Consider the following 24,768-nt stretch of genomic DNA (forward strand, 5'->3'; position numbering starts at 1 on the left):
GGAGGTATAAGTTTGAAAATGTAAAATTTTCAAACTTTACAAAGTGGTGTCGCGAGCTCCGCCACTTTAACCATTAGTCACTCGTTTCACTCGCGACATGAGGTTGAGATAATGCAGTTTATAGTTAAGGCTTATGACGGAGCAGGAATGCTTGATAAGAGAATGGAAGTGCGTCCGAGACATCTTGAAGGTATGAGCAAGCTCGGTGACCACATCATCTGTGCAGGCGGTCTTCTTGATGATGAAGGCAAGATGAAAGGATCAGCGCTGATCCTTGATTTTGACAGCCGCAAAGAGCTCGATGACTACCTTGCGAATGAGCCATATGTACTTGAGAAGGTTTGGGAAAAGATAGAAGTTGATAATATCAACGTTGTGATAGCGAATGGAATCAATAAATAATTGCTGCCCTGGGAATATTTAAGGTTTTAGACAATTAAATATGTGTAAGATTTTGTAGGGAAGGTTGATGGAGATTTGAAGTCTTCATCAGCCTTTTTTGTGTCTGTTGAGTTGGAAGTTTGGGTTTTAAAAATGCATTACGGTTTTTAGCAAAAAAATTGATATAATAAACATGACATATAGATGACATGTTTAGATTGATATGATGAATGTGGAGTAAAGAGAATGAAGATAGACAGGTTGATCGGAATACTTTCCGTATTGTTACAGGAAGAGAAAACTACAGCTCCTGAGCTGGCAGAGCATTTCGAGGTGTCCAAAAGGACTATCAATAGAGACATCGAAGCTTTGTGCAAGGCTGGGATTCCGATACAGACATCCCAGGGTGTTGGCGGCGGAATCAGTATCATGGATGGATATCGTATGGACAGGACAATCCTGACATCCAGGGATATGCAGATGATACTTGCAGGACTCAGAAGCCTTGATAGTGTGAGCGGAAGCAGGTATTATGGGCAGCTCATGGAGAAGATAAAGGCAGGTTCCTCTGAGTTTGTAAGCGGCAGGGATTCTATTTTGATCGATCTGTCATCCTGGTACCGGGAATCACTTGCTCCAAAGATAGAAGTTATACAAAATGCGATTGAAAGTAGACATACATTAAAGTTTACTTACTACAATCAAAAAGGCGAGAGTATTCGCGAGCTTGAACCTTATTATATTGTATTCAAATGGTCCAGCTGGTATGTATGGGGGCGTAGTGTTTCTGGTGGTAGTGTGCCTCGAGTAGGTCTTAATGGACCAAGGAAAGGCGCAGATAATAATGACTTTCGTCTGTTCAAGCTTAACCGAATGGATAAGGTTACTATGTCGGATACTGAGTTTGTCTGCAGAGATGTTCCAACGCCAGACTTGTCTACAGAAAAGATATTTCCTGGTGGAATAAAGGTAAAAGCTCTTTTTACAGAGGATGTTAAATGGAGGCTTGTAGAAGAGTTTGGGCCGGAGTGCTTTACTCAGGAGCCGGACGGAAGATTGTTGTTTAAAGCTGACTATACGGATATGGACAATCTGGTTACCTGGATGCTGACGTTTGGAGATAAGGCAGAGCTACTTGAACCCAAGGAAGCAAGAGAGAAAATAAGAAATATAGTTGAGGCTATGGAAAGAAATTATTCATGAAGAACGTGTAAAAAGACTTAGAGGTTAATAAATATGGCTTTTGATTTTAAGAAAGAATATAAAGAGTTTTATCTTCCCAAGAATAAACCTGGTATTATTACGGTTCCGAGCATGAATTATATTGCTGTACGAGGAGCGGGAGATCCGAACCAGGAAGATAGTGATTATAAAAAATCTATTGGATTACTATATGGAATTGCCTTTACAATAAAGATGAGTAAGAAAGGTGATCATCGTATCGAAGGATATTTCGATTATGTGGTTCCACCGCTAGAAGGATTTTGGTGGCAGGAGGAACGACCATCAGAAAATTCTAAAACACAAACTGACCCAGCTGAGCGAAGCATGGTAGCAGGAATCGATTACTCCCATAAAGAAGACTTTCACTGGATCTCTGTGATCCGAGTTCCTGATTTTGTTACAAAGGAAGACTTCAACTGGGCAGTATCTGAGGCGACGAAGAAAAAGAAAATGGACTTTTCAAATGTGAATTTCCTGAAAAATATCAGCAGATGAGTTTGTTTGACGATGGAGGTTAAGGCCATGGAGTATATCAAAGTTACGAAGGACAATCTGGAACAGGAGCACATATGCTGCGCAATTTCAAATAATAAAGATATTCAGGTTGCGTCAAAGAAAGCCTGGCTTGCGGACAGATTTGATGAGGGGCTTGTCTTTTTAAAGAGTGCAGAGCGCGGTAAGTGCTTTATAGAGTATATCCCTGCCGAGAACGCATGGGTTCCGATCGATGCAGATGGTTATATGTACATAGATTGCCTGTGGGTATCCGGCTCTTTTAAAGGACACGGCTATTCTTCTGATCTTCTTAACGCATGTATTGAGGATAGTAAAGAGAAAGGCAAAAAAGGTCTTTGTATTCTGTCATCAGCTAAGAAAAAGCCATTCCTTGCAGATCCAAAGTTCTTAAAGTACAAGGGCTTTGAAGTGTGCGATGAAGCGGACAACGGAATACAGCTTATGTATCTTCCTTTTGATAAAAAAGCTAAGGTGCCTTCAATTAAGGAATGTGCCAAGCATCCGCATATAGATGAGAAAGGGTATGTTTTGTATTACACAAATCAGTGTCCTTTCAATGCCAAGTATGTTCCGGTCCTTGAAGAAACAGCAAAGAAGAACAAGATTACTTTCAAGGCGGTCAAGATACAGACAAAGGATGAAGCGCAGAGCGCACCTACACCTATTACAACGTATGCATTCTTTTGTGATGGTGAGTATGTAACCAATGAGCAGATGAATGACAAGAAGTTCCTGAAACTGATTGGGAAGTAAAACGGGAGGCTTTATGTATACCAAAAGTAGAGTCAGATTCCTTGACGGAACGATGCTGAAGATCATTGCAATGGTCAGCATGGTTTTTGATCATGTTGGCGACATGTTTTTTTCCGGAAGTGATGTGGCTAAGGATGATAGGGCGCCTTGCAATGCCGATCTTTTCGTTTTGTATTGCGGAAGGTTATATACATACAAGAGATAGAAAGAAGTATATTCTTAGGCTTTTAATTTTTGCTTTAATAAGCGAAATACCTTTTGATCTTGCTTTTGAAGGTAAGATCGGCCTTTCGCATCAGAACATAATGCTGACATTCTTTTTGGCGGTCCTTGCGCTATATTTCTTTGATCTGATCCGCGGAGAAGTTAAAGAAGATACAGGTAAGTACAGCATGGGAAGAACTATCCCAGGAATCTTTGTGATCGTTGCGATGGCAGTTGCTGCACTATTACTAAAGGCTGATTATACGATTTTCGCTGTAGTCACTGTCTTTTTATTCTACGTATTTAAAGATGCGAAGTATTTTATCAGAAGCGCAGTGGGAGTAGCATTTCTTGCACTTACAAGGACTATGGGATATTACTGTACCACCGGGCTTAGCATCATACCACTCCTTCTTTATAACGGAAAAAGAGGAAGAGGACTGAAATGGCTCTTCTATGTTTTTTATCCGGGGCATCTTCTGGTGCTATATGTGATCAAACTGGCACTGTCTGGGCAATAAAATGCCTGTAAGGGAGAATATGACGTTGTAAAATGCCAAACGGCTTATTTTATGATATATTAGAAAAAGTTTTTGGAGGGAGAAATAATGAAAAACAATTTTTTTAGGCGTCTTTTCGGGTGCAGGGGAATCCGAATTGTGCTGCCACTATGCATTGCCGTATCTGTATGCGGCTGTAACGGGGATGATGGGGGTTCGAATGCTCGAGAGAGCGCTTCCGAGGAAATCGATGAGGAAGTAGATGATAGCAGTTTATATAACAGTAGTAAAGATGACAGCGCTTCAGATAGCAGTACATCAGATAATAGTGCTGACGATGCTGAAGATGACGAAATTACTGTAGATGATCAGCTTCAGACCTTTTACAATACCAGAGATCAGTGGGAACTGGTTGATGGTACATATGATGATGGTAATCAAGATATAACATTTAATGATGGCTATTCGTATGCAGTAACGGATATTGATGATGATGGCAATTTGGAGATCCTTATGTCCGGAATGGCTGGAAGCGGTCATTATTCTATTAATGTCTTTTATGAATTCAGTGATATAGATACAATCGAAAAGATGGATACCAAAGGCTTGGAGTTTAATGAATCAGAGCCTGATATAAGCGGAGATTATCTTGCCAGATTTGTTGATGATCAGGGAGAGATAAATTATCTTTTTACTGATTATGAGAACTATGGAGCAAGTGGTGGAAAGACGAACTATTACTCTGTGACAGTAGAAGACAATTCTTTTTTGACAAGCCTTGTAGGTTATGTTGAATCATATCAGGGTACGACTTCTTACTATGATGACGAAGAAAATCGCATTTCTTTAAACGGGCTTAATTGGCGCATTGAAAGGACTTTCAAGGAAGAGAATTTTAAATCCATTTCCTGGTTCTACGACGTTACATTAGATAATATCAAAGCTTCATATGATGCAATTGCTGATTATAAGGACATTACGCTTGTGGATCTGCTGATAGAGCCATCAGAGCTTAATAAAGAATTATCTGATGAAATTTCAATTATTGCTGATGATGCTATCTTGGATTATTCGGATATTGACGAAGAATCCCGAAATCTATACAAAGATTTTTTGACAGGTGATGCAGATGCGCTTGTTATGGATTCATGCGCTGACGTCACAGACATGCAATGGTTTAAAGACAGTTTTTCTGGTAAAAAAGCTTGTAGCTTAGAACAGATAATGGATGAATTTGATGAAAATGAAGGTGTTCCATATGGTGATAAAACTGTAGGAAGATACATCGACTGTGGCCTTGATGGTAACTATGAATTTTTGATCCAGGTTCAGTACAGTATGGGGTGTAATCTTTATATAGTTATTAAAAATATAGATGGAAAGTTGTATATCTGTTATATAGATGATGGATGGGAACGTAAAGCTGTTTCTTTTAAAGAAAACGGATTTTGTGGCTACATGTGGAATGTTAATGGATCACTTCATGAGGGAAATAACTATTATATAGACGCTGATGGAGTATGCCATTTATATGAGCATTTTAGCTATGATTCGATTGATGATGAGGTTCTTACCAGTGATTATCCTGATTCAATACTGAACTCTTACAATGTAGATTTGGTAGAATTCTCTCTTTTAAGCGCCTCAGAAGATGATTTGGATCCTGTTTATCTTTATGGAATAAATATAAGAACAGATGATGGTTTCATAGATAGAACTGATGAAACAGAAGAGCTCTTTTTAGAAGCCGAAAGAATATTGGAAGAGAGAGGCTACACTATTATAAGTGATGAAGAAGCCGAAGAAATGCTTCAGGAATTCAGAGAAAGCGCAGGATTTACTGAAGAAATCTATAATGCAGAAGTTGCTTACTACGGTGACTAATGTGACTTGATATCGTCTTTGTTGCACTAATACACGGTAAATATTATAATCAAATAAACTGTAAACCGTGTATTGGCATACTGCAAAGAGGTAACAGGGATATGAATAAACTAATCAAGTATGGCACATTTGTGCTGGCATTAGTACTTGTGGCTGCAATAGCGAGTAGCTTGATAATTGGAAGAAATAAAAATCGTATTGCGGAAGATTTTTCCGATGTAAGGGCTTATAGAACAGAAGTTAGTGCGGAAGATTTTATCGATGATGAAGAAATACCGGGAAATCCGTTTACTAGTCCATTAAGAGAAGATCTTCGAAACATGACTGCAGATGCTTTCTTCATTCTAAATGATACTAGAATAGAGCAGAATCTTGAGCCTTTAGCATGGAGCAGTGAGCTTGAATATTACGCAAGAATAAGAGCTGAAGAAATATCTTGTATGTTTGATAAAAAACATGTAAGACCAAATGGAGCCGCATGGTTTACTATTAGGGCTTCTGTTGTTCTTGGCGAAAATATTTATAAAGGGAAAGGTAATGCTCAGGAAGCTATGGCTTCATGGATACCAAACATTACCGATAATGAGAACTTCTTATGCACTGAATTTACAAGATGTGCAATTGCTGTATATGAAAGCGATGAAGGGGAGTATTACTGGGTTGCACTTTTTAGTGCGGAATAATAGCTTTTGCATTCACTTAAGAGAGGTTATAAAAGAAAAAGACGATTATTAAACTTAATCATTGGCGAGATTTTATGACGATGTAGATAAATTCATAGCCAAGTAATTTGATTAAATATGAACGAGTCAGTACACTAGTATGATCAAGTTGTACAAACAAGTTATGAGAGGTTTCTGCGAAAGATGATTCGTAGGAGCCTCTTTTTTTCTATGATTGGATAATGTATCATTAAAGAAACACAGATGTAATGCATATTGTGGGGGAAGACATAATGGGGCATCCTGAGAGATATGATATTCTGGCAGATGAAAATGTTCGAGGAATTATAGCCGGAGAATTTGTGCATTGGTAAATGTGGTCTTGTTAGAAGAAACATGGAAAACAAGTGGAGGAATAAGATATTATGGCTGAAATTTGGGATTTGTATGATCGCAACGGAAATAGAACCGGAGAAACATGGGTAAGAGGCTTTGGTAATTACAAAGATATTCCGGAAGGAAGATATCACCTTGGCGTAGATATCCTTGTGGTTCATGAGGATGGAACGTATCTTCTGATGAAGAGAAGTGATGACAAGGACGTATACCCAGGTTTTTGGGAAGCCAGTGCAGGTGGATCAGCTCTTAGCGGAGAAGAGCCGCTTGAAGCAGCTACAAGAGAACTCCTTGAAGAGACAGGACTTGTTCCCGATAGCATAGAACTTGTCAATGTTCTGTTCAAAGATCCAAGCAGAGCTATGTTTTATTCATATCTGGCCAGAGTGAGCTGTGATAAAGACAGTGTAACTTTGCAGGAAGGCGAGACAGTAGCTTATAAATGGCTTGATAAAGAGGCTTTTCTTGAATATGTTGATTCGGAAAATACGATCGGGTCACATAATCAGAGATTTGAAAAATACATTAATACCCTCAGGTGAGGTGGGTGAATACATCAAAAGTATGAATTCAAGAATAGAGAAAATAAGAGACAGTGAAAGAAAATCCCATACCAGCATCTATTCGAGTGAGACTTTATATAGTTCAGACAGCTGGCTTAAGAAACCTATAAAAACTGTTCAGGAGCTGGTTCCGCATTTTGAAGGTTATAACAATCTTCGAGTCCTGGATCTGGGCTGCGGAGTTGGGCGCAACAGTATCTTTCTACTAAAGAACTTCAATCGCTTATAGATGATGTTTTTTCTGAATGGAAGACAATTAAAAGAACTGTAAGCTATCAGGAATATGATATTCCCAGAGATGATGTTACAAGTCATCTCACCACCAATGTAGTGACATATGTGGGGCAAAAGCTCTGAAGATGAGCCGATTTTTACTACGATTTTAATAAGGCGTTGTGCAGACGTTATGGATGGGATGACAGCTGCGTTGTAGCGAATGAGGAAAACGAGAATATATATTATTTGAATAACAACTTAAGGAAAAGTATTTTGAAGACTAAAATCTCTGGTATTCAGAAATGATGCCAGGAAATGCAATTGACCTTGCCCTTGGGGCAGGCATTATCATTTAAAAAAATGTAGTCTTTACAAAAGGAATGAAAAACACATGAATAGTTCACACGATTATATCAGTTGGCTTAGAAGTAAAGTTGGGCATGAAAAGGTAATACTTGTATTTGCAGGCGGCTGTATCTTTAATGATAAAGGTGAAGTACTTCTTCAAAGACGAGGCGACAGTAATAAATGGGGATTCCCTGGAGGCGCTATAGAGATTGGAGAAACTCTTCAGGAGGCAGCTATACGCGAAGCAAAAGAAGAAACAGGACTTGATGTTGAAGTTGGAGATATTATTGGAATCTATACTGATAGTGACATGAAATATCCAAATGGTGACAAAGCCCATAGTATCTGCATAGGCTTTAAATTAAAAGCTGTTGGCGGAGAACTGCATTGTGATAATGAAGAAACATTGGAACTGAAGTACTTTTCAAAAGAAGATAAGCCGGTTTTATTCTGTAAGCAACATGAAGAATTGTGGCAGGATGTTTTGGGGAAACGATAACTATGAAAATTGATGATTATATTGAACTATACAAAAAGGGCGGCTATATCAAAGAGATGCGCAAACATGTCGGTCATGCGCCTATAATGACCTGCGCTTGTGGCGTGATAATCGAGAATGATAAAGGTGAAATCCTTTTACAAAAGAGACAGGATAATGGCTGCTGGGCTATTATAGGCGGTGGCATGGAAATGGGAGAAACTTTTGAAGAAACTATTAGAAGGGAAACAATGGAAGAATCCGGCCTTTCCTTAGGTAAGCTTGAAGTGTTTCAGCTCTATTCAGGAAAGGACCGCATTATCGAATATCCTAATGGCGATATATGTTTCGGACCTGGTATTGTGTTTATTACAAGGGAATATGAAGGTGATATCGTCAATGATCCGGAAGAGGTAATGGAGCATAAGTTTTTTAAAAAAAATGAATTGCCTGAAAACCTTAATGAATATGATAAGAGAATAATTCTTGAGTGGGCTGAGAGACAGTAAATTGGGGAGAAAATATGTTACCGACAAGATCAGAAGCAGAAAGACTATTAGAAGAAGCAGAGAAGTGCAATCCCGGACCATGGGGGAATCATAGCCGTGTGGCTGCACACTGCGCAGAGAAGATCGCATTAAGCTGCGGCGGAATGAACCCGGAGAAAGCTTATATCTTGGGGCTTCTTCATGATATTGGAAGAAAATTCGGAGTAAGGCATTTGGGCCATGTTTCGGATGGATATTCATATATGATGTCACTAGGATATGATGAAGTTGCCAGAATTTGTCTTACACACTCATTCAATAATATGAGACTTGATGAGTACATCGGAAAGGTTGATACTTCGGAAGATGAGTATGAACTGATTCAGACAGAACTGGGGAAGATTAAAGCTGATGAATATGACATGCTTATCCAGCTTTGTGATGCACTTGCCGGTAGTGAAAGCGTCATGAACATCGAGGATCGTATGAATGATGTAAAAAGGCGTTATGGCAATTTCCCGCAGGCGAAGTGGGATTCAAACATGAGGCTGAAAGCATATTTCGAAGAAAAAGCCGGCAAGGATATCTATGATCTGGTGGAAAAAGATAGCTATACACTTGAGGAGTTAAATAAAAATGCTGAAAAGATTAACTGATAGAATATGGTACTATCCCATGGAAGAAGAACGGGACAGGCCCAATCTTGGATATATACGTGGAGATAACTGGAGTCTTGCTATTGATGCTGGCCATTCAGAGGCACATACCAAAGAGTTTTACAAGGCATTGGAAGAAAATGGCTTGCCACTTCCAAAGCTTACAGTAATCACACATTGGCACTGGGATCATACATTTGGAATGCATGCAGTTAATGGACTTTGCATTGCAAATGAGCGCACAAATCAGTATCTGATTGATTTTAAGCGTAGATTATCGCAGGAAGGACCAGAGTTTTTTCTGAACATGCATGAGAGTATACGAAAAGAATACTCGGGAAATAAACCGGTAATCGTAACTACTGCAGACATGATCTTTCATGATAGCATGACGCTGGATGCAGGCAACTGCATTATTAAGATTTTTCAGGCTGATGCGCCGCATACAGATGATTCGACTTTTATTGAGGTTCCAGCGGAAGGCATTTTGTTTGTTGGAGATGCAACCTGTGGGACATTTCCTGAATGGGAAAAAGACCCTGAATTAAGCAAGCGTTTGGCAGAAACAATCAGGAGATCAGAAGCAACAACCTGTCTTGAAGGACACTGGGTGCCTGTACCTAAGGAAGATACAATTAAAGATTTGTTAGAGGATATAAAAGAATAAATGAAGATTATAGATTTACCAAAAGAAAATGGAAAGAAATAACTTATAGGAAACACGGAGGAAAATGACATGGCAGCAACATTACTGTATCAGGGACATGGAAGCGTAAGGATTGTTACAGGTGAGGGGAAAGTTATTTATATTGATCCATTCTTGGGGGATGGCTATGATCTTCCGGCAGATCTTATTCTCATGACACATGGACACTATGATCACACGCAGGTGGATCTTATCTCTACAAAGAATGAAGAATGCTCTGTAATTAAATGGTCAGATGCTCTCAAAGATGGCGAATATCAGAATTATGATTTTGGTTTTGTATCTATTGAAACTGTAGAAGCTGGATATAACAAGAATCACAACGTCACAGAATGTGTCGGTTTTATACTTACATTTTCTGACGGTGTAAAAGCATATTTTTCCGGAGATACATCTACAACTCCATCTATGGCAGGATTTGCAGATAAGAAGCTGGATTACGCTTTTCTGTGCTGCGATGGAGTATACAACATGGATGTGGCTGAAGCGTCAATGTGTGCAAAGGCAATAGGCGCAAAGCATACGATTCCTTACCACATGGAACCGGTGAAGGATAAAAGCGGTTTTGATATAAGTGTTGCAGAGAGCTTTGATGCACCAGGTAAGATAATACTCAAGCCTGGAGAAGAGCTTGTTTTGGAGTGAGAGGAATAAAGAAGTAAAAAATGACGAAGTAAAAAAGACAAAGAAGCAAAAAAGATAAAGAAGTAAAGAAGAATTAAGAGATCAGAGGATAGATTTGTGGCTAAGATAATATTTGTTTCAGGGCCTTGCGGTTGTGGAAAGTCAACCTTTACCAATGCATATGCAAGGCATCTGGTTGATAAGAACAGAAAGACTGTTTATGTAATACATGGAGATGATTTCCATGCTGGATTTGTAGAAGTTGAAGACAAAGGCGATTTTTTTGTAAACGGAGAAGCTTCCGACACAGTGATGTGGGAAGACATTCTAAAATTCAACTGGGATTGCATTATCGCTACAGCAGGCAGGGCACTCCAGCAGGGAATGGATGTCATTATTGATTATGTGATTGAAGATGAGTTGCCTCGAGTTAAAGAACTTGCGTCAAAGAATAATGCAGAACTTTTCTATATAGTCCTTACAGCAGGTGAAGATGAAATAGAGAGAAGAATTCGGGAACGTGGCGATGTAGACATGATAGAACGTGCAAAGTTTTTGAAAAGAGAACTGGATGCTATGCCTGAGAATATCGGTCATCTGTATGATAATACAGAAAAAACGATAGACGAGACTGTTAATGAAATTATTCTTGATGCTTTCAAAGTATGAGCATAGGTGAAGGCATTTCAACATAGCGCTTGCACTTGCAGAGTTTATATTGCAGTAAGGATTATACGAGGATAGGCAGATGCTAACGATTACTAGAGAGCAGGCAAGGCAATTTATCCTTTTAAAGCAGGGCCTGATAGGTGCATATCGTTTTGTGGGAAAAGAAGGGGCATATGAGTATGTGCGTCAGGCTGGCTGCATACAGTATGATCCTGTTGATGTGTGCGGCAAAAATGCTGAGCTTACATTGCAGTCTAGAGTTAAGGGATTCAAGAAATCACAGCTTCAGGATCTTTTGTATAAAGACCGCAAACTTGTAGACTATGCCGATAAAGAGTTGTCCATATGGCCTATAGAAGATTGGCCCTATTTTTCTTCTTATAGGGATAGGAGCCATGAACTTGGAGAGACCTTTGAAGGGCTGGAAGAGCTTAAGGAGAGGGCACTTTCATACATAAGTGAAAATGGTCCTGTGTCCAGTGATACTCTGCCTATTGAAGGTGAGATATTCTGGCATTCTTCCATGCACTGGAGCGGCAATTGGGACAAGAAGTCACAGGCTGCAAGATCAGTACTGGAGCAGTTATATACGGATGGCGACCTTGTAATACACCATAAAAAGGGCAGCCGTAAATACTATGATCTGGCACAGAGGCATATTTCGGAAGATATTCTTAAAGCAGATAATCCATGCAAAAGCGAAGATGACTTTATCGCATGGCGAGTCCTTCGAAGAATAGGTGCAATAGGCCTTTTGTGGGACAAAAATAGTACAGCGCTTCTTGGAATCAACATTAATGCTGAAAAAAGAAAAAGTATACTTGAGAGATTATCGTCTGAAGATAAAGTCAGGTCTGCCTTTGTAGAAGGTTTTAAGCCTCTTTTTTATTACCGATCAGAAGATGAAGAACTGATGCAGCAGGTAACTTCAGGGACTGCTGATCTAAAGCCGCGTATGTCATTCATAGCTCCTCTTGATCCTCTTATGTGGGATAAGGCATATATTAAGGCTTTGTGGGATTTCCAGTATTCCTGGGAGATATATACTCCGGTTGTAAAAAGAAAGTATGGCTATTACACGCTTCCAATCCTATTTGGAGACAATTTTGTAGGCCGTATTGAAGCAATCCCTGATCGAAAAGAAGGAGTTTTAAGCGTTAAAGGGTTGTGGTGGGAAGATGGAATCCGCCAGACAAAGAAGCTTAGTGCGTCGCTTGATCGTACACTTAAGAATTTTGCTAAGTTTAATAACTGTAACAGCGTTGAAATGATATGATATATAAATCGATAAAATATCCTCTGGATTTACTACATGCCCTCTTTACTGTATAAAAAGTAAAGAGGGCATGTATTACTTAGTTCTCGCCAGAGGATTTTATCATAAAATCTGTAAGCGGATGGATACCTGCAAACATATTAATTTATGACTTGCTGTGTTTCGTCGTATAAAATAAGCATTTCATCGGATATGGCAGTTTTGCATTGCATATAATTTTATTATCATATTTGGATAATCCAGTTCAAAACATTGATCAGTATATTTCTTATAGGTAACTTGCGAATTTGTTCCTTATAGCGAGTGAAAAATAAAAATCACAACTAAGGAGATATTTTATATGAAAAAGACAAAATTACTTGCTCTTGGCCTTTCTGCGACTTTGCTCATGAGCGGCTGTAACATACAGCTTAGTGAAAAAGACCCGGATATATCAGATGAAGACTTTTCTAATGAGGCATCTACTCTTGCATCTGTAGATCCCGAAGAATCAGGTGATCCTGATGATAATGATGATCCTCAGAATAACGATGATCCGGATGATAATAATGATCCGGATAACAATGATAATAATGGTAATGAAGATTCAGAAGAAGGCCCTGAGATTGAAGCATACAGAGAGTTTCTGAGAGATTATTATGATGAAGAAGAGCAGGACTTCTATGCAGCTGTTCTGCATCTCGACGAGGATGATCAGTATGAGCTGGCTGTGCTTACTGAATTTGGATATGAATACAGTGTAAATCTTTATAAATATGAGGATGAAGAGGTTGTTAGTCTCGCGATAGATGGCTTCCCATTTTATGGAACTTCCGGAAACTTTTATTATTTTGATCAAGAAAACTGTTTTTATTATGTATACGAGAATACTTCAGGGGATACAGTAAAGGTCACAGAGTTCGTTTTTTCACTTCAGGACGGAGAAGTAGTTCTTGAACATGAGTTCACTAAGGAAACAGAGTTTGATTCAGAAGAATGTACTTACTATGTAGACGATGAAGAAGTGGATGAGGATACTTACAAAGAATATGAATCAGAGTATGACACATATGATGTATATTCTCATGACTGCGTGTACACAAGCTACTGTTATTATATAGAGGAAGAGTCTGATATCGACGAAACAATTAAAAGAGATTATGATGAAATCTATGATGACAATTTGAAGGAACCGGTAACTTGTGACAAACCTGTAATCTACCTCTATCCGGAAGGAGACGGTACAAGCATTTCTGCCCAGCTTGATATTAACGGATACTTTACATGCCTTGACCCGGAATTCAACATTTCCAATGGCTGGGATGTAGTTGCTGACAGAAACGGTGATATTCACCTTGATGGTAAGACTTATGATTATCTCTTCTGGGAAGCAAGATTATATGCGGACTTTAACTTTGATAAGGGCTTCTGCGTAGCAGGTGATGAGACAGAGGAATTTTTAAACAGAGTTCTTCCACAGCTTGGTCTCAACCAGAAAGAGACAGAGCAGTTCATTGAATACTGGCTTCCTATTATGGAAAAAAATCCTTATAACGTTGTAAGTTTCCAGACAACTGAGTATACAGATTGCGCCGGTCTTGAGATAACTCCAAAGCCTGACACCATGATCAGAGTATTCATGGCATTCTACGCAAGCGACACTTATAAGGAAATGCCGGAACAGACTTTCGTATGCCCTGAAAGAGAAGGATTTGTAGCCGTTGAATGGGGCGGATCATACGTTAGATAAGTCATAAAACATATAACAATTTAAGATAGCTAAGGAGAGTAGCCTATAGAGGTTTACTCTCCCTATTTTTGTTTTTTATATTGGGAAAAAATTGTATTAATATCTTTTAATGTAGTACAATATAGTTACGATTTTTCGTTTATTGCACATGAAAATGTATAAGTTCCATTTTGGACATGAACTGACTACATTCTGCAATTCTTTTACGAGGTCAAAGACGTATGGCAGATATTCGTACTATTCTCGAAACGGCCAAGCAGGCCAATGCATCTGACGTTCATATCACTGTTGGTATTCCGCCCAAGATGCGTGTTAACGGGCAGCTTATTTCGCTTGATGAATATGGCAGAATGATGCCGCCGGATACTCAGGCTATTGCTGATTCTATTATGAACGAGAGACAAAAAGAGTCTCTTGATGCACATGGACAGCACGATATGTCTTTTTCCATAGCAGGAATAGGACGTTTCCGTGTCAATGTCTTCAAGCAAAGAGGTTCTGTTGCGCTTGCCCTAAGACTTGTTGCAACTCAGGTGCCTCCTGCTGAAACTTTGGGAATACCTTCATCCGTTATTGACCTGTATACCAGAAAGAGGGGACTTATCCTTGTTACAGGCCCTACTGGATCAGGTAAATCTACGACACTTGCGTCGATAATCGATTTGATCAATAGAAACAGAGAAGCTCATGTTATTACTCTTGAGGATCCTATAGAATATCTGTATCAGCACAGCAGATCTATAGTAAACCAAAGAGAGATCGGTCTTGACTCTGATTCGTATGCAGCAGCCCTGCGAGCAGCACTCAGAGAAGATCCTGATGTTATTCTTGTCGGAGAGATGAGAGACCTTGAGACTATTCAGACTGCCATTACAGCTGCTGAAACAGGTCATCTGGTTCTTTCGACACTGCATACAATAGGTGCGGCTACTACTGTGGATCGTATTATCGATGTATTTACACCGCATCAGCAGCAACAGGTAAGAATTCAGCTGGCTAACGTACTTGAAGCCGTTATTTCCCAGCAGCTTATTCCTACTGCAGATGGAACAGGACGAGTTGGAGCTTTCGAGGTAATGCACGTAAACAGTGCTGTTCGTAATATGATACGTGAAGGCAAAACGCATCAGCTGATCACTGTTATGCAGACCAACAGAAAGCTTGGAATGATAACTATGGATGAAGCTATCATTCAGCTGTATCAGAGTAGGAAGATCACAAGGGAAATGGCAATTCAGTTTGCTCAGGATCCTGATACAATGCAGATGAAGATGTTCCATTAAAAAAAGAGACAAAGCAATCAATATTGTGATAATATAAGGGAGATAGTTTGGATTAATAATCCTTGGGAGGATATATGGAAAGTAGGGTTGGGGTTGTAAAAAACAGCGCAGCGAAAGCGCGCGTTCTTGTGTTGGAACGCATTGGTAAATGGGAGATAGTAGTAGGCGCATGTCTTTGCGTTTACGGAATTACAAATCTTGTTTGCGATATTCTGTTTAGATGGGCAAGATATAGTCTTACGGATATGATCGTAGAGTGCCTTGTCATAGCACTTGCTACAATTATAGGACTTTGGGGAATTGGTTCAGGTACCCATCATCTTTATAGTATACGCCATTTCAGAAGATATATTAGTTTTCTTCAGCATGATGAAACGGGGTCTGTACGAAGGCTTGCAGACAGTACACATGAGCCTTACGATGAGACACTGGACAGGATTCACAGATATGCTGACAGAGGTCTTTTTGGCAATATAATAATCGATGATGCCTCAGGTCGTATCTCTTTTCCCGACAGGATAAGAAAATATTCTGATTCCGGGTACAGAACGGTCACATGTGTGGGTTGCGGCGCAACGAGGTCGCTTCCTGACAGCACGGTGATAAAATGCGAATTCTGCGGCAATATCATAAATACAGAGAGCGAAAACAAATAAAGTGAGGCCCTCGCAAAGGTGATTGCATCTTGCGAGGGCTTTTAAGTTGTCGCAAGGGCACGAGGATTCCTGAGGATGGCGGTTAATAAATGATTTAATTGTCATGAAAAATATATAAAATTCAAGGCATGATATCTAGAATGATATACTCTGGGATTCATAAACTCGCTTCGCTCAAACAGATGAATCCCTAACAGAATATATCATTCCATCTATCAAGCTCTTGAATTTAATATATTTTTCAAAGACAATTAAATCATTTATTAACCGCCATCCTCAGGAATCCTCTAGGCTTTTGCGAAATTGACTATTAGATAAATATCATAAGGTTTTGATGTAGTAGGATCCTTGGGATTTGATGAGACCGTTTAGTTGCATCATAGTTAGAGCGGATAGTATGACGTTTACTGGTTCGGTTATACCGCTTTTTTCAAGGAGTTGCGCAATCTGGGTGGCGGAGATGGGGTAGATGTCCATTACGTTCAGTATGGCATTCTCTAGAGGAGAGAGGTTTTCTTCTACATTAATCTGTTCTGGATTGCTTTCTTCTGTAGATATCTGCCATGAACTGATATCGCTGAAGTCGAGCTGTTTGGCTTCATAGTGATTTTCTGAGTTATTGCCAGCATAGGAACTTCTATTTATAGTTCCGAGGCTTGAAATGATGTCTTCGGGGGATAATGCGATTCCGGCGCCTTGGCGTATTAGTTCATTGCATCCATCAGAGAGTCTGTCGGTAATTCGGCCGGGGACGGCGAAGATTTCTTTGCCTTGTTCGAGGGCCATGTCTACGGTGATCTGGGTGCCGGATTTTTTTCTTGCTTCTATTACGAGCACGATGTCGGATAGGCCGGAAATAATTCGGTTGCGCATGGGGAAAAGGCGTGCTTCTGGGGGAGTGCCTGGTGCGTATTCCGAGATGATACCGCCGTTTTGGCAGAGCATGTCATATACGTCGCGGTTGCCATCCGGGTAGCAGTATTCGGGGCTGCAGCCAAGAACGGCATAAGAAGGGTAACCTGCTTTAAGTGCAGCTTTTTGGCTGATGCCGTCAACACCTAGAGCCATTCCGCTTATGATCTGGATACCTGCTTCGGCAAGGCCAAGGCCAAACTGTCTTGATGCGTATCTTCCGTATTCACTGCACATTCTGGCTCCGACTATTGAGACGGAGGGCTTATTGTTATCAGGGAGTTTTCCCTTTACAAAAAGACATGCAGGTGGGTCTGGGATAGTGCGTAGCTTTTCAGGAAAGCTTTCGTCACTATAGGGGATGATACGGATTCCCATATCAATCATTTTCTTGTATTCTTTTTCTTTATTCCATATTCTTTTGGTATATTTGAAATTTTCTGCAGTTTTTTGGCCGAGTATCTGATCAATCTCTCTATCAGACAGGGCCAGTATGCTTCCTGCATTTTGGTAAGTACTTATAAGTTTGTGAAGAGATTTTTTACCAAGACCACGAACACGCGTGAGCATGTAAAAATCTATTAATTCTTGTTCTGTCATTTGGTTTATTCCTGTTCTGTACTTCTATAATAATTCTGGAATTGTTAGCTCCAGTATTTCTGGTCAGCCATTTTGTAACATGCGGCTTCTGTAATGTGAATATCTCTTATGTTTTCGCTTCCTTCGAGATCGGCTATGGTTCTGGCAAGTTTTATGATCCTGTGATAGGAGCGGGCAGAAAGGCCTAGCTGGCTATACAGCTTTTCAAGTATGCGCTGTTCTTTAAAACCTAAGGGGCAGTACTTGGCAATATCTGCAGGTGTCATATCGCTGTTGAATCTGATACTTGTGCCTTTGAAACGTTCTTTTTGAATGTTGCGGGCTTTGATGACACGTTCTCTTATGGTCTTGCTTGATTCGTTGGCACTACTTCCTGCTGATAGATCAGAAAAGTCAATCTTGGGGGCTTCTATGCATATATCTATTCTGTCCAGGATTGGGCCTGAAATGTGAGACAGGTAATGCGCAATATCTTTGTCACTGCATTTACATCTTCCGCGGTCAGGGTAGTATCCGCAGGGGCACGGATTCATGGCACCTACCAGCATGAAGCTTGCAGGATAAGTAAAGTTGCCGCCGGCTCTTGAGATATGAACTTCGTGGTCTTCGAGGGGCTGTCTCATAAGGTCAAGAGTTGTTCGCGAGAACTCAGCGATTTCATCAAGGAAAAGAACTCCTCTGTGAGCAAGGGATATTACTCCGGGCTGGGGAACTCGTCCGCCTCCTGCAAGAGCAGAAGTTGTAATGGAATGGTGCGGTGATTGAAATGGGCGTTCGGTAATAAGAGCTTTTCCAGCAGGCAGAAGACCTGCAACCGAATAGATCGTTGAAACTTCAAGACTTTCTTCTTTGGACAAGGGTGGGAGAATGGTAGGTAATCTTTTGGCAATCATACTTTTACCTGATCCCGGAGGTCCTACCATAAGAATGTGGTGGAAGCCTGCGGCAGCTACTTCCATTGCACGTTTTAAAGCAGCCTGTCCGTTGATATCTGCAAAGTCCACGTCAAGTGACTGGATTTCTTTTTCGAAAAGGTCATCTATGTTTATTACGGTGGGCTTGATCAGTAGATCTTTTTCCGAGTCTTTTGAATTAAGATATGTCAGGCATTCTACAAGAGATGATACGCCGACGATCTTGATTCCATTTCCTGCAACAGCGCCTTCTCTGGCATTTTCTTCAGGAAGGATACAGACTTTGCAACCATTCTCTATTGCAGTGCGGACGATAGGAAGGACTCCTTTGATTCCCTTGACTTCACCGTTTAATCCAAGCTGCCCGATGATCACAGTGTCTTTTAACTTGGACTCATCAATCTCGCCAAGAGAAGCCAGTATTCCGATAGCGACAGGAAGATCAACGCTTACGCCTTCTTTCCTGACATCAGCAGGGGAGAAGTTGACAGTTATATGCGATGACGGAATGGTAATTCCTGAATTCTTGAGGGCAACCTTAACTCGTTCCTGAGCTTCGCGAACTTCCGTGCTGGGAAGACCGACCATGTTGAAAGATGGCAGACCGTTCGAAACATCGACCTCGACCTGCATAAGATAGCTGTGAATGCCGTTAATGGCACCAGCTTTGATAGTACTGAACATAAATAAAAAATGACTCCTTTCGAAAACTCCTTTTGGTAAAAAACAACGTGCCAAAAGACTCATACGAGTATTTGGAATATTATTTATTCACCGATTTCTTCCATGATTGTGTCAGGAAAAATAATGGTAATTAAGGATATGGCATTTGCCAAATTACCATCTGTGAACGAATTCACAACAATGTGCTGATTAGCACGACAAGAAATATAGCATACAAAATAAGACGGTGCAAGTATTTTTTTGGTATACAGTAGAATCACTATAGCTTCTGAGCAGCCAAGATATATTCGATAGCCTTTTCTTCAGAGAGTCCAAATTTTTCGCATAGCTTTTGCTTAATTGTTCCCGAGGATATAATCTTACAAAAATTATGTAAAAAATTTGATCTTACTGAAGATAAAGCAAGAGAATGTATCTTGGCAGCTCAGAAGTAGTAGTGTATCTGGAACTAAAGAAATTGGATACAAGTACTAATCAGGAAAGTGGCCAATAAAATCATAAGCCGATTTTAAAAAATACCCTGGATTTTCTTAGAGCCTTAGGAGCTGCAGTACTGCGTGTTCACGAAAGCGGATAAGACTCTTAGAAAAGCCTGGGTATTTTTTACATGAGGCTTATGATTTTATTGGCCACTTTCCGGGCTTACGCTTGATTTGTACCTTAATGCTATAATCATATTATTATCACCCTCAGAAAGGCAGTACCAACATATGATCATCAACACCGGACAAAGAACAGACATACCTGCTTTCTACTCAGACTGGTTTGCAAACCGCCTGAAGGAAGGCTTTGTTTGCGTGCGGAATCCATATAATCAAAATCAGGTTAGTCGTTACCGCATTTCGCCGGATGTGGTTGATGTGATCGGCTTTTGTACCAAGAATCCGGCGCCAATGTTTAAGTACATGGACCTTCTTAAAGATTATGGGCAGTACTGGTATGTGACGATTACTCCCTATGGCAGAGACATAGAGCCTAATGTTCCGGATAAGCATAAGCTGATAGAAGATTTTAAGACGCTTTCTGATATTGTAGGCGTAAATTCAATAGGGTGGCGATTTGACCCGATATTCATATCTGACAGATATACTCAGGAATACCATATTCACGCATTCGAGCAGATCGCAACAGCACTTCACGGATACACAAAGACTGTCGTTATCAGTTTCATAGATCTGTACCCAAAAGTAAAGCGCAACTTCCCGGAAGCAAAAGAAGTTCAAAAAGAGCAAAGACTAATACTTGGTCAAAAGATGATACAGATTGCTTCTGAAAATGGAATGACCGTTAAGCCCTGTGCTGAAGGCGACGAACTTGCAGAATACGGCGCTGATTGTGGCGGATGCATGAGAATAAGTGATTATGAAAAAGCTATAGGCCAAAAACTCGATGCTCCTAAGATTAAAGGCGCCAGAGCAGAATGCGCCTGCTACCTTTCCTGCGATATCGGAGCATATAATACCTGCAAACACCTGTGCAAATACTGCTATGCCAACGCCCAGCCTGATATTGTCCTTGCGCAAAGCCGCCTTCATGACCCCAAATCACCATTCCTAATCGGGAACTATATGAAAGGCGATAAAATCCACGATGTGCCGCAAAAATCCTGGATAAATGCACAATTGGAATTGCCTTTATAAATGGACACATGCGCAAAAATTGCGCAAAACATCACCTATCTTTGTGCGTTTTTGGTTAGAAAATGTATGAATATTTTGGCTATAAATACAACTTGCTATTTGCAATACAGTAATTTATAGTACAAGTAAGCGCTTACATTTTTATATTTACTTCAAAATCACAAGGCAAAAAAATGTTGCGCAAACATGTTGTTTATTTCTACAAAGAGTAGATTAATTAACTGAACTTCGCACATATAAAGGAATCCGCCAACCACTTGGCCCTTTCCATAAGTGCGAAGCCAACGAGGTGAAATTTTATGGGCAAGGATAAGCTTACAATCAGCGATATTGCGGAAGCTCTTGGTGTTTCCAAGACTACTGTTTCAAGAGCGCTTTCTGGTAAAGGTCGTATCAGCAAAGCTACCATCGACAAAGTTAATGATTATGTTCAGCAGCATCATTATCAGCCATATGGCGGTACTGACAAAGCTCTCGCGTTCAGGAAGACTCATAATATCGCAGTTACCTGGTCTGGTGATTACGAGCTTGTTGAAATGCCCTATTTTCAGAATGTCCTCACCGGCATAGTTGAAGTTATGTCAGATGAGGGGTATGATGTCATGATTTCCCTTATCGTTAATGATCATATAGAGAATCTGAAAAGAGTAGTAGATAAGGGCAAGATAGATGGCGTTATCCTTACAAGAACGCTTGTAAATGACATTCCTTCAAGATATCTGAAAAACTCAGGTATGCCTTTTGTATGTATTGGTTCAAGTGATGATAAGGATGTTATCCAGATCGATAATGATCATTTTGAGGCCTGCAGAGAGCTTACAAGTGCCCTTATTCATCAGGGACATAAGAGGATCGCTCTTATCGGTGGATCAAGTAATCATATCATTACCAAGACCAGATATGGCGGCTTTGTAAAGGCTTTTCATGATGCCGGAGTAACCCTTGATACATCGATCATCTTCCTTGATATTAATACTGATAAAAGAATTTCAGATATTTTATCATACCTTCTTACAGTTGATGTTGACTGTCTGATCTGCATGGATGATACATATGCGCTTCGTGTTATCGACATTTGCAAGAATGAGCATATCCGCATTTCAGAAGATCTTCGCATTGCTTCTTTTTACAACTCGACTCTTTTAAGCGGTATGGAGCCTGCAGTTACATCTCTTGATTTCAATGACAGGAATCTTGGGGCAGTAGCAGCAAGAACTCTTTTGCAAAAGATAAAAGGCGGCGATGTACAGAATCGTATGCTTAAAACTTACGAAGTAATGCTGCGGGAAAGTACTCGTAGAGTAGATAAATTCTAATATTTTTTTCCTTTAAGTGATTTTTCAGAATGTGGTTGTATAGTGGTCTTATTGAAAAAGATACTGTTTCGAGGTGACGGGAAGTGCTAAAACACTGACTGATCGCAAATAAAAGTCGGAACAGTAACGAAAATAAGTGCTTGTAGAATCTTTTGTTATATGAATTATAGATTCAATAATATATAATAGGGATAAGGGTTCGACTAGCACTGGTTTTAAAATCTGACACAGAGGTTTTCGAATTCATGGAACTGCAGGACGCAGTTGCGACATGTTCAGTAATACTGAGATCAGGATGACTTCCTGGAGTATTTCGCTGTCGTGAAAGTGAATTCGTTAACATAGAGGGGAAGAGTTGAAAGCTTTAAGATCGCTGAATGACCTTTTGTCTGCTAATGCACGCCAAAAGGTGACTAAGGATGCTTCAGAACGTCAAAAAAAATCACTGTCACAACCTAAATATCTGCCTGTAAGATTTAAGGATATGGCTTTGTCATTTCTTTTTATAATCCCAAGTCTTATAGGTGTAGTGCTGTTCTTCGGCGCTCCATTTGCCGTGGTTATTTTCTATTCACTGGTTGATAATCCGACAAGATGTGAGTTCGTGGGTCTTTCTAATTTCTCAAGAGTGCTTAATAATTCAGCTTTTTTGATGGCGGCTCGCCATACTATGGTGTTTTCTGCCATTGCGGTGCCGCTTGCAGTAGTGTTGTCACTTCTGCTGGCTATAGTACTTGAGAACAAGATCCCTGGAAGAAGTGCATTTAGAAGTATGTTCCTGTCACCTATGATGGTTCCTATCGCGTCCATTGTTCTTATCTGGCAGGTTTTGTTTCATTACAATGGTCTTGTTAATCAGGTGATCGGTCTTGTCGGGATAGATAAGATCGACTGGCTCAAATCTGATAAGGCCCATTTCGTGATCATAGCTCTTTTTCTATGGAAGAATCTCGGTTACAATATGATACTTTTTATGGCAGCTCTTTCAAGCGTACCTGAAGATCAGCTTGAGGTTGCAAGGCTTGAAAATGCTAATGCATGGCAGACATTCTGGTATGTTAAGTTCAGATATCTGTCATCTACGATCGTGTTTGTTGCGCTTATGTCACTTATTAATTCTTTCAAGGTATTCAGAGAGATATATCTGATGACAGGCGATTATCCGTATGATGCGCTTTATATACTTCAGCATTATATGAACAATAAATTCAGAAACCTTGACTATCAGGATCTGTCTGCGGCAGCCATCCTTATGTCAGGCGTTATGGTTGTTATCGTATTAGTTCTTTTTACAATAGAAGAACGTGTTGGCAAGGATGTGGAGAACTCATGATAAGGCATAATGATTCGTCAACTGAATATAGAGAGTGCATTGTCGAGAGAGCTCCTCAGAACAGATGGATGGACATAGAAGGCGGTAAGCCTCCTAAGGTGGTAAAAGAAAAGCGAGCCTATTCCAAGGAAGAGATCAAAAAAGAGATTGCACTGTACAGAAAGTTTATAAGAGATCATAAGAGGAAAAAAAGAATCGAGGTTTTAGAGATTGCTATCGGAACTGTGATATGCGGCATTTTTGCAGTGATATTCCTGCTTCCGATCATACTTACGATTACCAATTCCTTTATGTCCTCAAGTGAGATAAATTCCAACTATGGTGCCATCTTTGCGACAACTTCAACAGGTGGCAAGGTGTTTATTTCAAAGACCGTTAACCTGAAATTTATACCGGACATAATTACGTTGTCCCAGTATTATGTGGCGCTTTTTAAGAGTCCTGCATACCTTTTCAAGTTTTGGAATTCGGTAATATATGTTGTTCCGATCGTAGTATTCCAGCTTGCAGTATCATCACTTGCTTCATATGGTTTTGCAAGATATACAGGGAAAGTTAAAGGAGTGATCTTTTTCTTCTACGTTATCATCATGATGATGCCGTATCAGGTTACTCTGGTTCCTAACTATCTGGTATCTGAGTACCTTAATATTCTTGACACCAGATGGTCGATATGGCTTCCGGGCATCTTTTCGCCATTTGCAGTTTATATGCTGACCAAGTTCATGCGAAGGATTCCGGTTTCGGTTCTGGAAGCTGCAAGAATAGATGGTGCCAACGAGTGGAGCATTTTTACAAATGTTGCAATGCCGCTTTGTAAGGGCGGAATCGTATCTATAGCAATTCTGATTTTTATTGACTATTGGAATATGGTTGAGCAGCCGATCATCCTTCTTTCAGATGATTATCTGCATCCGCTTTCGGTATTTTTGTCCAAGATCAATTCGGGGGAGATATCACTTGCTTTCGCCGTTGCGGTTATATATATGGTTTTGCCGATGCTGGTCTTTTTGTATGGTGAAGAGTACCTGATCGAGGGTATCACATATCAGGGCGGCGTCAAAGGATGATGCTCAATACTTATTAGATGTGCGATGGTGGTAAAAGGTTATAGAAGAAGTTTGAAAATAAAATTTTCAAACTTCACAAAGTGGTGT

25 protein-coding genes and 1 pseudogene are annotated in these 24,768 nt (G+C 40.0%); 24 read left to right on the plus strand and 2 right to left on the minus strand.

The window, feature by feature from the left end; all coding sequences use genetic code 11:
• The first annotated feature begins 111 nt into the window (after positions 1-111).
• The 20 genes and pseudogenes from WAA20_RS07745 to WAA20_RS07840 all read left to right on the plus strand — a co-directional run bounded on the left by WAA20_RS07745 (position 112) and on the right by WAA20_RS07840 (position 16,212).
• Positions 112-402, plus strand: coding sequence for a YciI family protein (locus WAA20_RS07745; RefSeq protein WP_073385182.1), 291 nt, complete (start codon positions 112-114; stop codon positions 400-402).
• Between the two features lie 225 nt (positions 403-627).
• Complete coding sequence (locus WAA20_RS07750) at positions 628-1,584, plus strand: YafY family protein (RefSeq protein ID WP_073385183.1); 957 nt, start codon at positions 628-630, stop codon at positions 1,582-1,584.
• Positions 1,585-1,617: 33 nt separating this feature from the next.
• Positions 1,618-2,082: pseudogene (locus WAA20_RS07755) on the plus strand (transcriptional regulator); the annotation flags it as partial.
• Between the two features lie 45 nt (positions 2,083-2,127).
• Positions 2,128-2,874 carry an N-acetyltransferase gene (locus WAA20_RS07760; RefSeq protein WP_073385185.1) on the plus strand — a complete coding sequence of 249 codons (747 nt, stop codon included), beginning with the start codon at positions 2,128-2,130 and terminating at the stop codon, positions 2,872-2,874.
• Between the two features lie 13 nt (positions 2,875-2,887).
• A complete protein-coding gene (locus tag WAA20_RS07765; RefSeq protein WP_167562649.1) occupies positions 2,888-3,079 on the plus strand; it encodes a hypothetical protein in 192 nt (63 codons plus the stop codon).
• Positions 3,027-3,599, plus strand: a complete 573-nt coding sequence (locus tag WAA20_RS07770) for a TraX family protein (protein WP_242951130.1) — start codon at positions 3,027-3,029, stop codon at positions 3,597-3,599. Before WAA20_RS07765 ends, WAA20_RS07770 begins: the two co-directional genes overlap by 53 nt.
• Before the next feature lie 87 nt (positions 3,600-3,686).
• Positions 3,687-5,462 (plus strand): hypothetical protein, encoded by a 1,776-nt coding sequence (locus WAA20_RS07775; protein ID WP_073385188.1) that lies wholly within the window; start codon positions 3,687-3,689, stop codon positions 5,460-5,462.
• Between the two features lie 101 nt (positions 5,463-5,563).
• A complete protein-coding gene (locus WAA20_RS07780) occupies positions 5,564-6,145 on the plus strand; it encodes a CAP domain-containing protein (RefSeq protein ID WP_073385189.1) in 582 nt (193 codons plus the stop codon).
• Between the two features lie 404 nt (positions 6,146-6,549).
• Positions 6,550-7,062, plus strand: coding sequence for an NUDIX domain-containing protein (locus WAA20_RS07785; RefSeq protein ID WP_073385191.1), 513 nt, complete (start codon positions 6,550-6,552; stop codon positions 7,060-7,062).
• 22 nt (positions 7,063-7,084) lie between these two features.
• Positions 7,085-7,312 carry a class I SAM-dependent methyltransferase gene (locus tag WAA20_RS07790; RefSeq protein WP_073385193.1) on the plus strand — a complete coding sequence of 76 codons (228 nt, stop codon included), beginning with the start codon at positions 7,085-7,087 and terminating at the stop codon, positions 7,310-7,312.
• A 378-nt stretch (positions 7,313-7,690) separates the two neighbouring features.
• The gene (locus tag WAA20_RS07795; protein WP_073385195.1) at positions 7,691-8,146 is read left to right on the plus strand and encodes an NUDIX hydrolase; all 456 of its coding nucleotides are present in this window, start codon (positions 7,691-7,693) and stop codon (positions 8,144-8,146) included.
• Between the two features lie 2 nt (positions 8,147-8,148).
• Positions 8,149-8,634, plus strand: a complete 486-nt coding sequence (locus tag WAA20_RS07800; RefSeq protein ID WP_073385197.1) for an NUDIX hydrolase — start codon at positions 8,149-8,151, stop codon at positions 8,632-8,634.
• A gap of 14 nt (positions 8,635-8,648) precedes the next feature.
• On the plus strand, positions 8,649-9,269 hold the full coding sequence (locus tag WAA20_RS07805) for an HD domain-containing protein (protein ID WP_073385198.1): 621 nt from the start codon (positions 8,649-8,651) through the stop codon (positions 9,267-9,269).
• A complete protein-coding gene (locus WAA20_RS07810) occupies positions 9,250-9,936 on the plus strand; it encodes an MBL fold metallo-hydrolase (protein ID WP_073385200.1) in 687 nt (228 codons plus the stop codon). Before WAA20_RS07805 ends, WAA20_RS07810 begins: the two co-directional genes overlap by 20 nt.
• 69 nt (positions 9,937-10,005) lie before the next feature.
• Positions 10,006-10,620: an MBL fold metallo-hydrolase gene (locus WAA20_RS07815; protein ID WP_073385202.1), complete on the plus strand. Its 615-nt coding sequence runs from the start codon at positions 10,006-10,008 to the stop codon at positions 10,618-10,620.
• 96 nt (positions 10,621-10,716) lie between these two features.
• Positions 10,717-11,268, plus strand: a complete 552-nt coding sequence (locus WAA20_RS07820) for an AAA family ATPase (protein WP_073385204.1) — start codon at positions 10,717-10,719, stop codon at positions 11,266-11,268.
• Between the two features lie 79 nt (positions 11,269-11,347).
• Positions 11,348-12,544, plus strand: coding sequence for a crosslink repair DNA glycosylase YcaQ family protein (locus WAA20_RS07825; protein WP_073385206.1), 1,197 nt, complete (start codon positions 11,348-11,350; stop codon positions 12,542-12,544).
• Positions 12,545-12,884: 340 nt separating this feature from the next.
• Positions 12,885-14,273 (plus strand): hypothetical protein, encoded by a 1,389-nt coding sequence (locus tag WAA20_RS07830; protein WP_073385208.1) that lies wholly within the window; start codon positions 12,885-12,887, stop codon positions 14,271-14,273.
• Positions 14,274-14,494: 221 nt separating this feature from the next.
• A complete protein-coding gene (locus WAA20_RS07835; protein ID WP_073385210.1) occupies positions 14,495-15,556 on the plus strand; it encodes a type IV pilus twitching motility protein PilT in 1,062 nt (353 codons plus the stop codon).
• A 74-nt stretch (positions 15,557-15,630) separates the two neighbouring features.
• Complete coding sequence (locus WAA20_RS07840; protein WP_073385212.1) at positions 15,631-16,212, plus strand: hypothetical protein; 582 nt, start codon at positions 15,631-15,633, stop codon at positions 16,210-16,212.
• 321 nt (positions 16,213-16,533) lie between these two features.
• On the opposite strand, the gene dprA is transcribed toward WAA20_RS07840, so the two are convergent.
• Both dprA and WAA20_RS07850 read right to left on the minus strand, forming a co-directional pair.
• A complete protein-coding gene (dprA, locus tag WAA20_RS07845; protein ID WP_073385213.1) occupies positions 16,534-17,724 on the minus strand; it encodes a DNA-processing protein DprA in 1,191 nt (396 codons plus the stop codon).
• Between the two features lie 44 nt (positions 17,725-17,768).
• Entirely contained in the window at positions 17,769-19,322 is a 1,554-nt protein-coding gene (locus WAA20_RS07850) for a YifB family Mg chelatase-like AAA ATPase (protein WP_073385215.1), read from the minus strand.
• A 710-nt stretch (positions 19,323-20,032) separates the two neighbouring features.
• Between WAA20_RS07850 and WAA20_RS07855 the strand changes: the two genes are divergently transcribed.
• The 4 genes from WAA20_RS07855 (at position 20,033) to WAA20_RS07870 (ending at position 24,681) form a co-directional block, all read left to right on the plus strand.
• The gene (locus tag WAA20_RS07855; RefSeq protein WP_073385217.1) at positions 20,033-20,962 is read left to right on the plus strand and encodes a DUF1848 domain-containing protein; all 930 of its coding nucleotides are present in this window, start codon (positions 20,033-20,035) and stop codon (positions 20,960-20,962) included.
• Positions 20,963-21,261: 299 nt separating this feature from the next.
• Positions 21,262-22,278 carry a LacI family DNA-binding transcriptional regulator gene (locus WAA20_RS07860; protein WP_073385219.1) on the plus strand — a complete coding sequence of 339 codons (1,017 nt, stop codon included), beginning with the start codon at positions 21,262-21,264 and terminating at the stop codon, positions 22,276-22,278.
• A gap of 355 nt (positions 22,279-22,633) precedes the next feature.
• Complete coding sequence (locus WAA20_RS07865; protein WP_242951131.1) at positions 22,634-23,611, plus strand: sugar ABC transporter permease; 978 nt, start codon at positions 22,634-22,636, stop codon at positions 23,609-23,611.
• On the plus strand, positions 23,608-24,681 hold the full coding sequence (locus WAA20_RS07870) for a carbohydrate ABC transporter permease (protein ID WP_242951132.1): 1,074 nt from the start codon (positions 23,608-23,610) through the stop codon (positions 24,679-24,681). The genes WAA20_RS07865 and WAA20_RS07870 overlap by 4 nt, the downstream gene beginning before the upstream one ends.
• Positions 24,682-24,768 lie beyond the last annotated feature (87 nt).

Origin of the sequence: Butyrivibrio fibrisolvens (assembly GCF_037113525.1) — a bacterium.
Classification (GTDB): domain Bacteria; phylum Bacillota; class Clostridia; order Lachnospirales; family Lachnospiraceae; genus Butyrivibrio; species Butyrivibrio fibrisolvens.

Excerpts from the sequence above, each read along its gene's own strand:
- WAA20_RS07745 (WP_073385182.1), top strand. The coding sequence starts at position 112 with ATGCAGTTTATAGTTAAGGCTTATGACGGAGCAGGAATGCTTGATAAG.
- WAA20_RS07750 (WP_073385183.1), top strand. The coding sequence starts at position 628 with ATGAAGATAGACAGGTTGATCGGAATACTTTCCGTATTGTTACAGGAA.
- WAA20_RS07760 (WP_073385185.1), top strand. The coding sequence starts at position 2,128 with ATGGAGTATATCAAAGTTACGAAGGACAATCTGGAACAGGAGCACATA.
- WAA20_RS07765 (WP_167562649.1), top strand. The coding sequence starts at position 2,888 with ATGTATACCAAAAGTAGAGTCAGATTCCTTGACGGAACGATGCTGAAG.
- WAA20_RS07770 (WP_242951130.1), top strand. The coding sequence starts at position 3,027 with ATGCCGATCTTTTCGTTTTGTATTGCGGAAGGTTATATACATACAAGA.
- WAA20_RS07775 (WP_073385188.1), top strand. The coding sequence starts at position 3,687 with ATGAAAAACAATTTTTTTAGGCGTCTTTTCGGGTGCAGGGGAATCCGA.
- WAA20_RS07780 (WP_073385189.1), top strand. The coding sequence starts at position 5,564 with ATGAATAAACTAATCAAGTATGGCACATTTGTGCTGGCATTAGTACTT.
- WAA20_RS07785 (WP_073385191.1), top strand. The coding sequence starts at position 6,550 with ATGGCTGAAATTTGGGATTTGTATGATCGCAACGGAAATAGAACCGGA.
- WAA20_RS07790 (WP_073385193.1), top strand. The coding sequence starts at position 7,085 with ATGAATTCAAGAATAGAGAAAATAAGAGACAGTGAAAGAAAATCCCAT.
- WAA20_RS07795 (WP_073385195.1), top strand. The coding sequence starts at position 7,691 with ATGAATAGTTCACACGATTATATCAGTTGGCTTAGAAGTAAAGTTGGG.
- WAA20_RS07800 (WP_073385197.1), top strand. The coding sequence starts at position 8,149 with ATGAAAATTGATGATTATATTGAACTATACAAAAAGGGCGGCTATATC.
- WAA20_RS07805 (WP_073385198.1), top strand. The coding sequence starts at position 8,649 with ATGTTACCGACAAGATCAGAAGCAGAAAGACTATTAGAAGAAGCAGAG.
- WAA20_RS07810 (WP_073385200.1), top strand. The coding sequence starts at position 9,250 with ATGCTGAAAAGATTAACTGATAGAATATGGTACTATCCCATGGAAGAA.
- WAA20_RS07815 (WP_073385202.1), top strand. The coding sequence starts at position 10,006 with ATGGCAGCAACATTACTGTATCAGGGACATGGAAGCGTAAGGATTGTT.
- WAA20_RS07825 (WP_073385206.1), top strand. The coding sequence starts at position 11,348 with ATGCTAACGATTACTAGAGAGCAGGCAAGGCAATTTATCCTTTTAAAG.
- WAA20_RS07830 (WP_073385208.1), top strand. The coding sequence starts at position 12,885 with ATGAAAAAGACAAAATTACTTGCTCTTGGCCTTTCTGCGACTTTGCTC.
- WAA20_RS07835 (WP_073385210.1), top strand. The coding sequence starts at position 14,495 with ATGGCAGATATTCGTACTATTCTCGAAACGGCCAAGCAGGCCAATGCA.
- WAA20_RS07840 (WP_073385212.1), top strand. The coding sequence starts at position 15,631 with ATGGAAAGTAGGGTTGGGGTTGTAAAAAACAGCGCAGCGAAAGCGCGC.
- dprA (WP_073385213.1), bottom strand. The coding sequence starts at position 17,724 with ATGACAGAACAAGAATTAATAGATTTTTACATGCTCACGCGTGTTCGT.
- WAA20_RS07850 (WP_073385215.1), bottom strand. The coding sequence starts at position 19,322 with ATGTTCAGTACTATCAAAGCTGGTGCCATTAACGGCATTCACAGCTAT.
- WAA20_RS07855 (WP_073385217.1), top strand. The coding sequence starts at position 20,033 with ATGATCATCAACACCGGACAAAGAACAGACATACCTGCTTTCTACTCA.
- WAA20_RS07860 (WP_073385219.1), top strand. The coding sequence starts at position 21,262 with ATGGGCAAGGATAAGCTTACAATCAGCGATATTGCGGAAGCTCTTGGT.
- WAA20_RS07870 (WP_242951132.1), top strand. The coding sequence starts at position 23,608 with ATGATAAGGCATAATGATTCGTCAACTGAATATAGAGAGTGCATTGTC.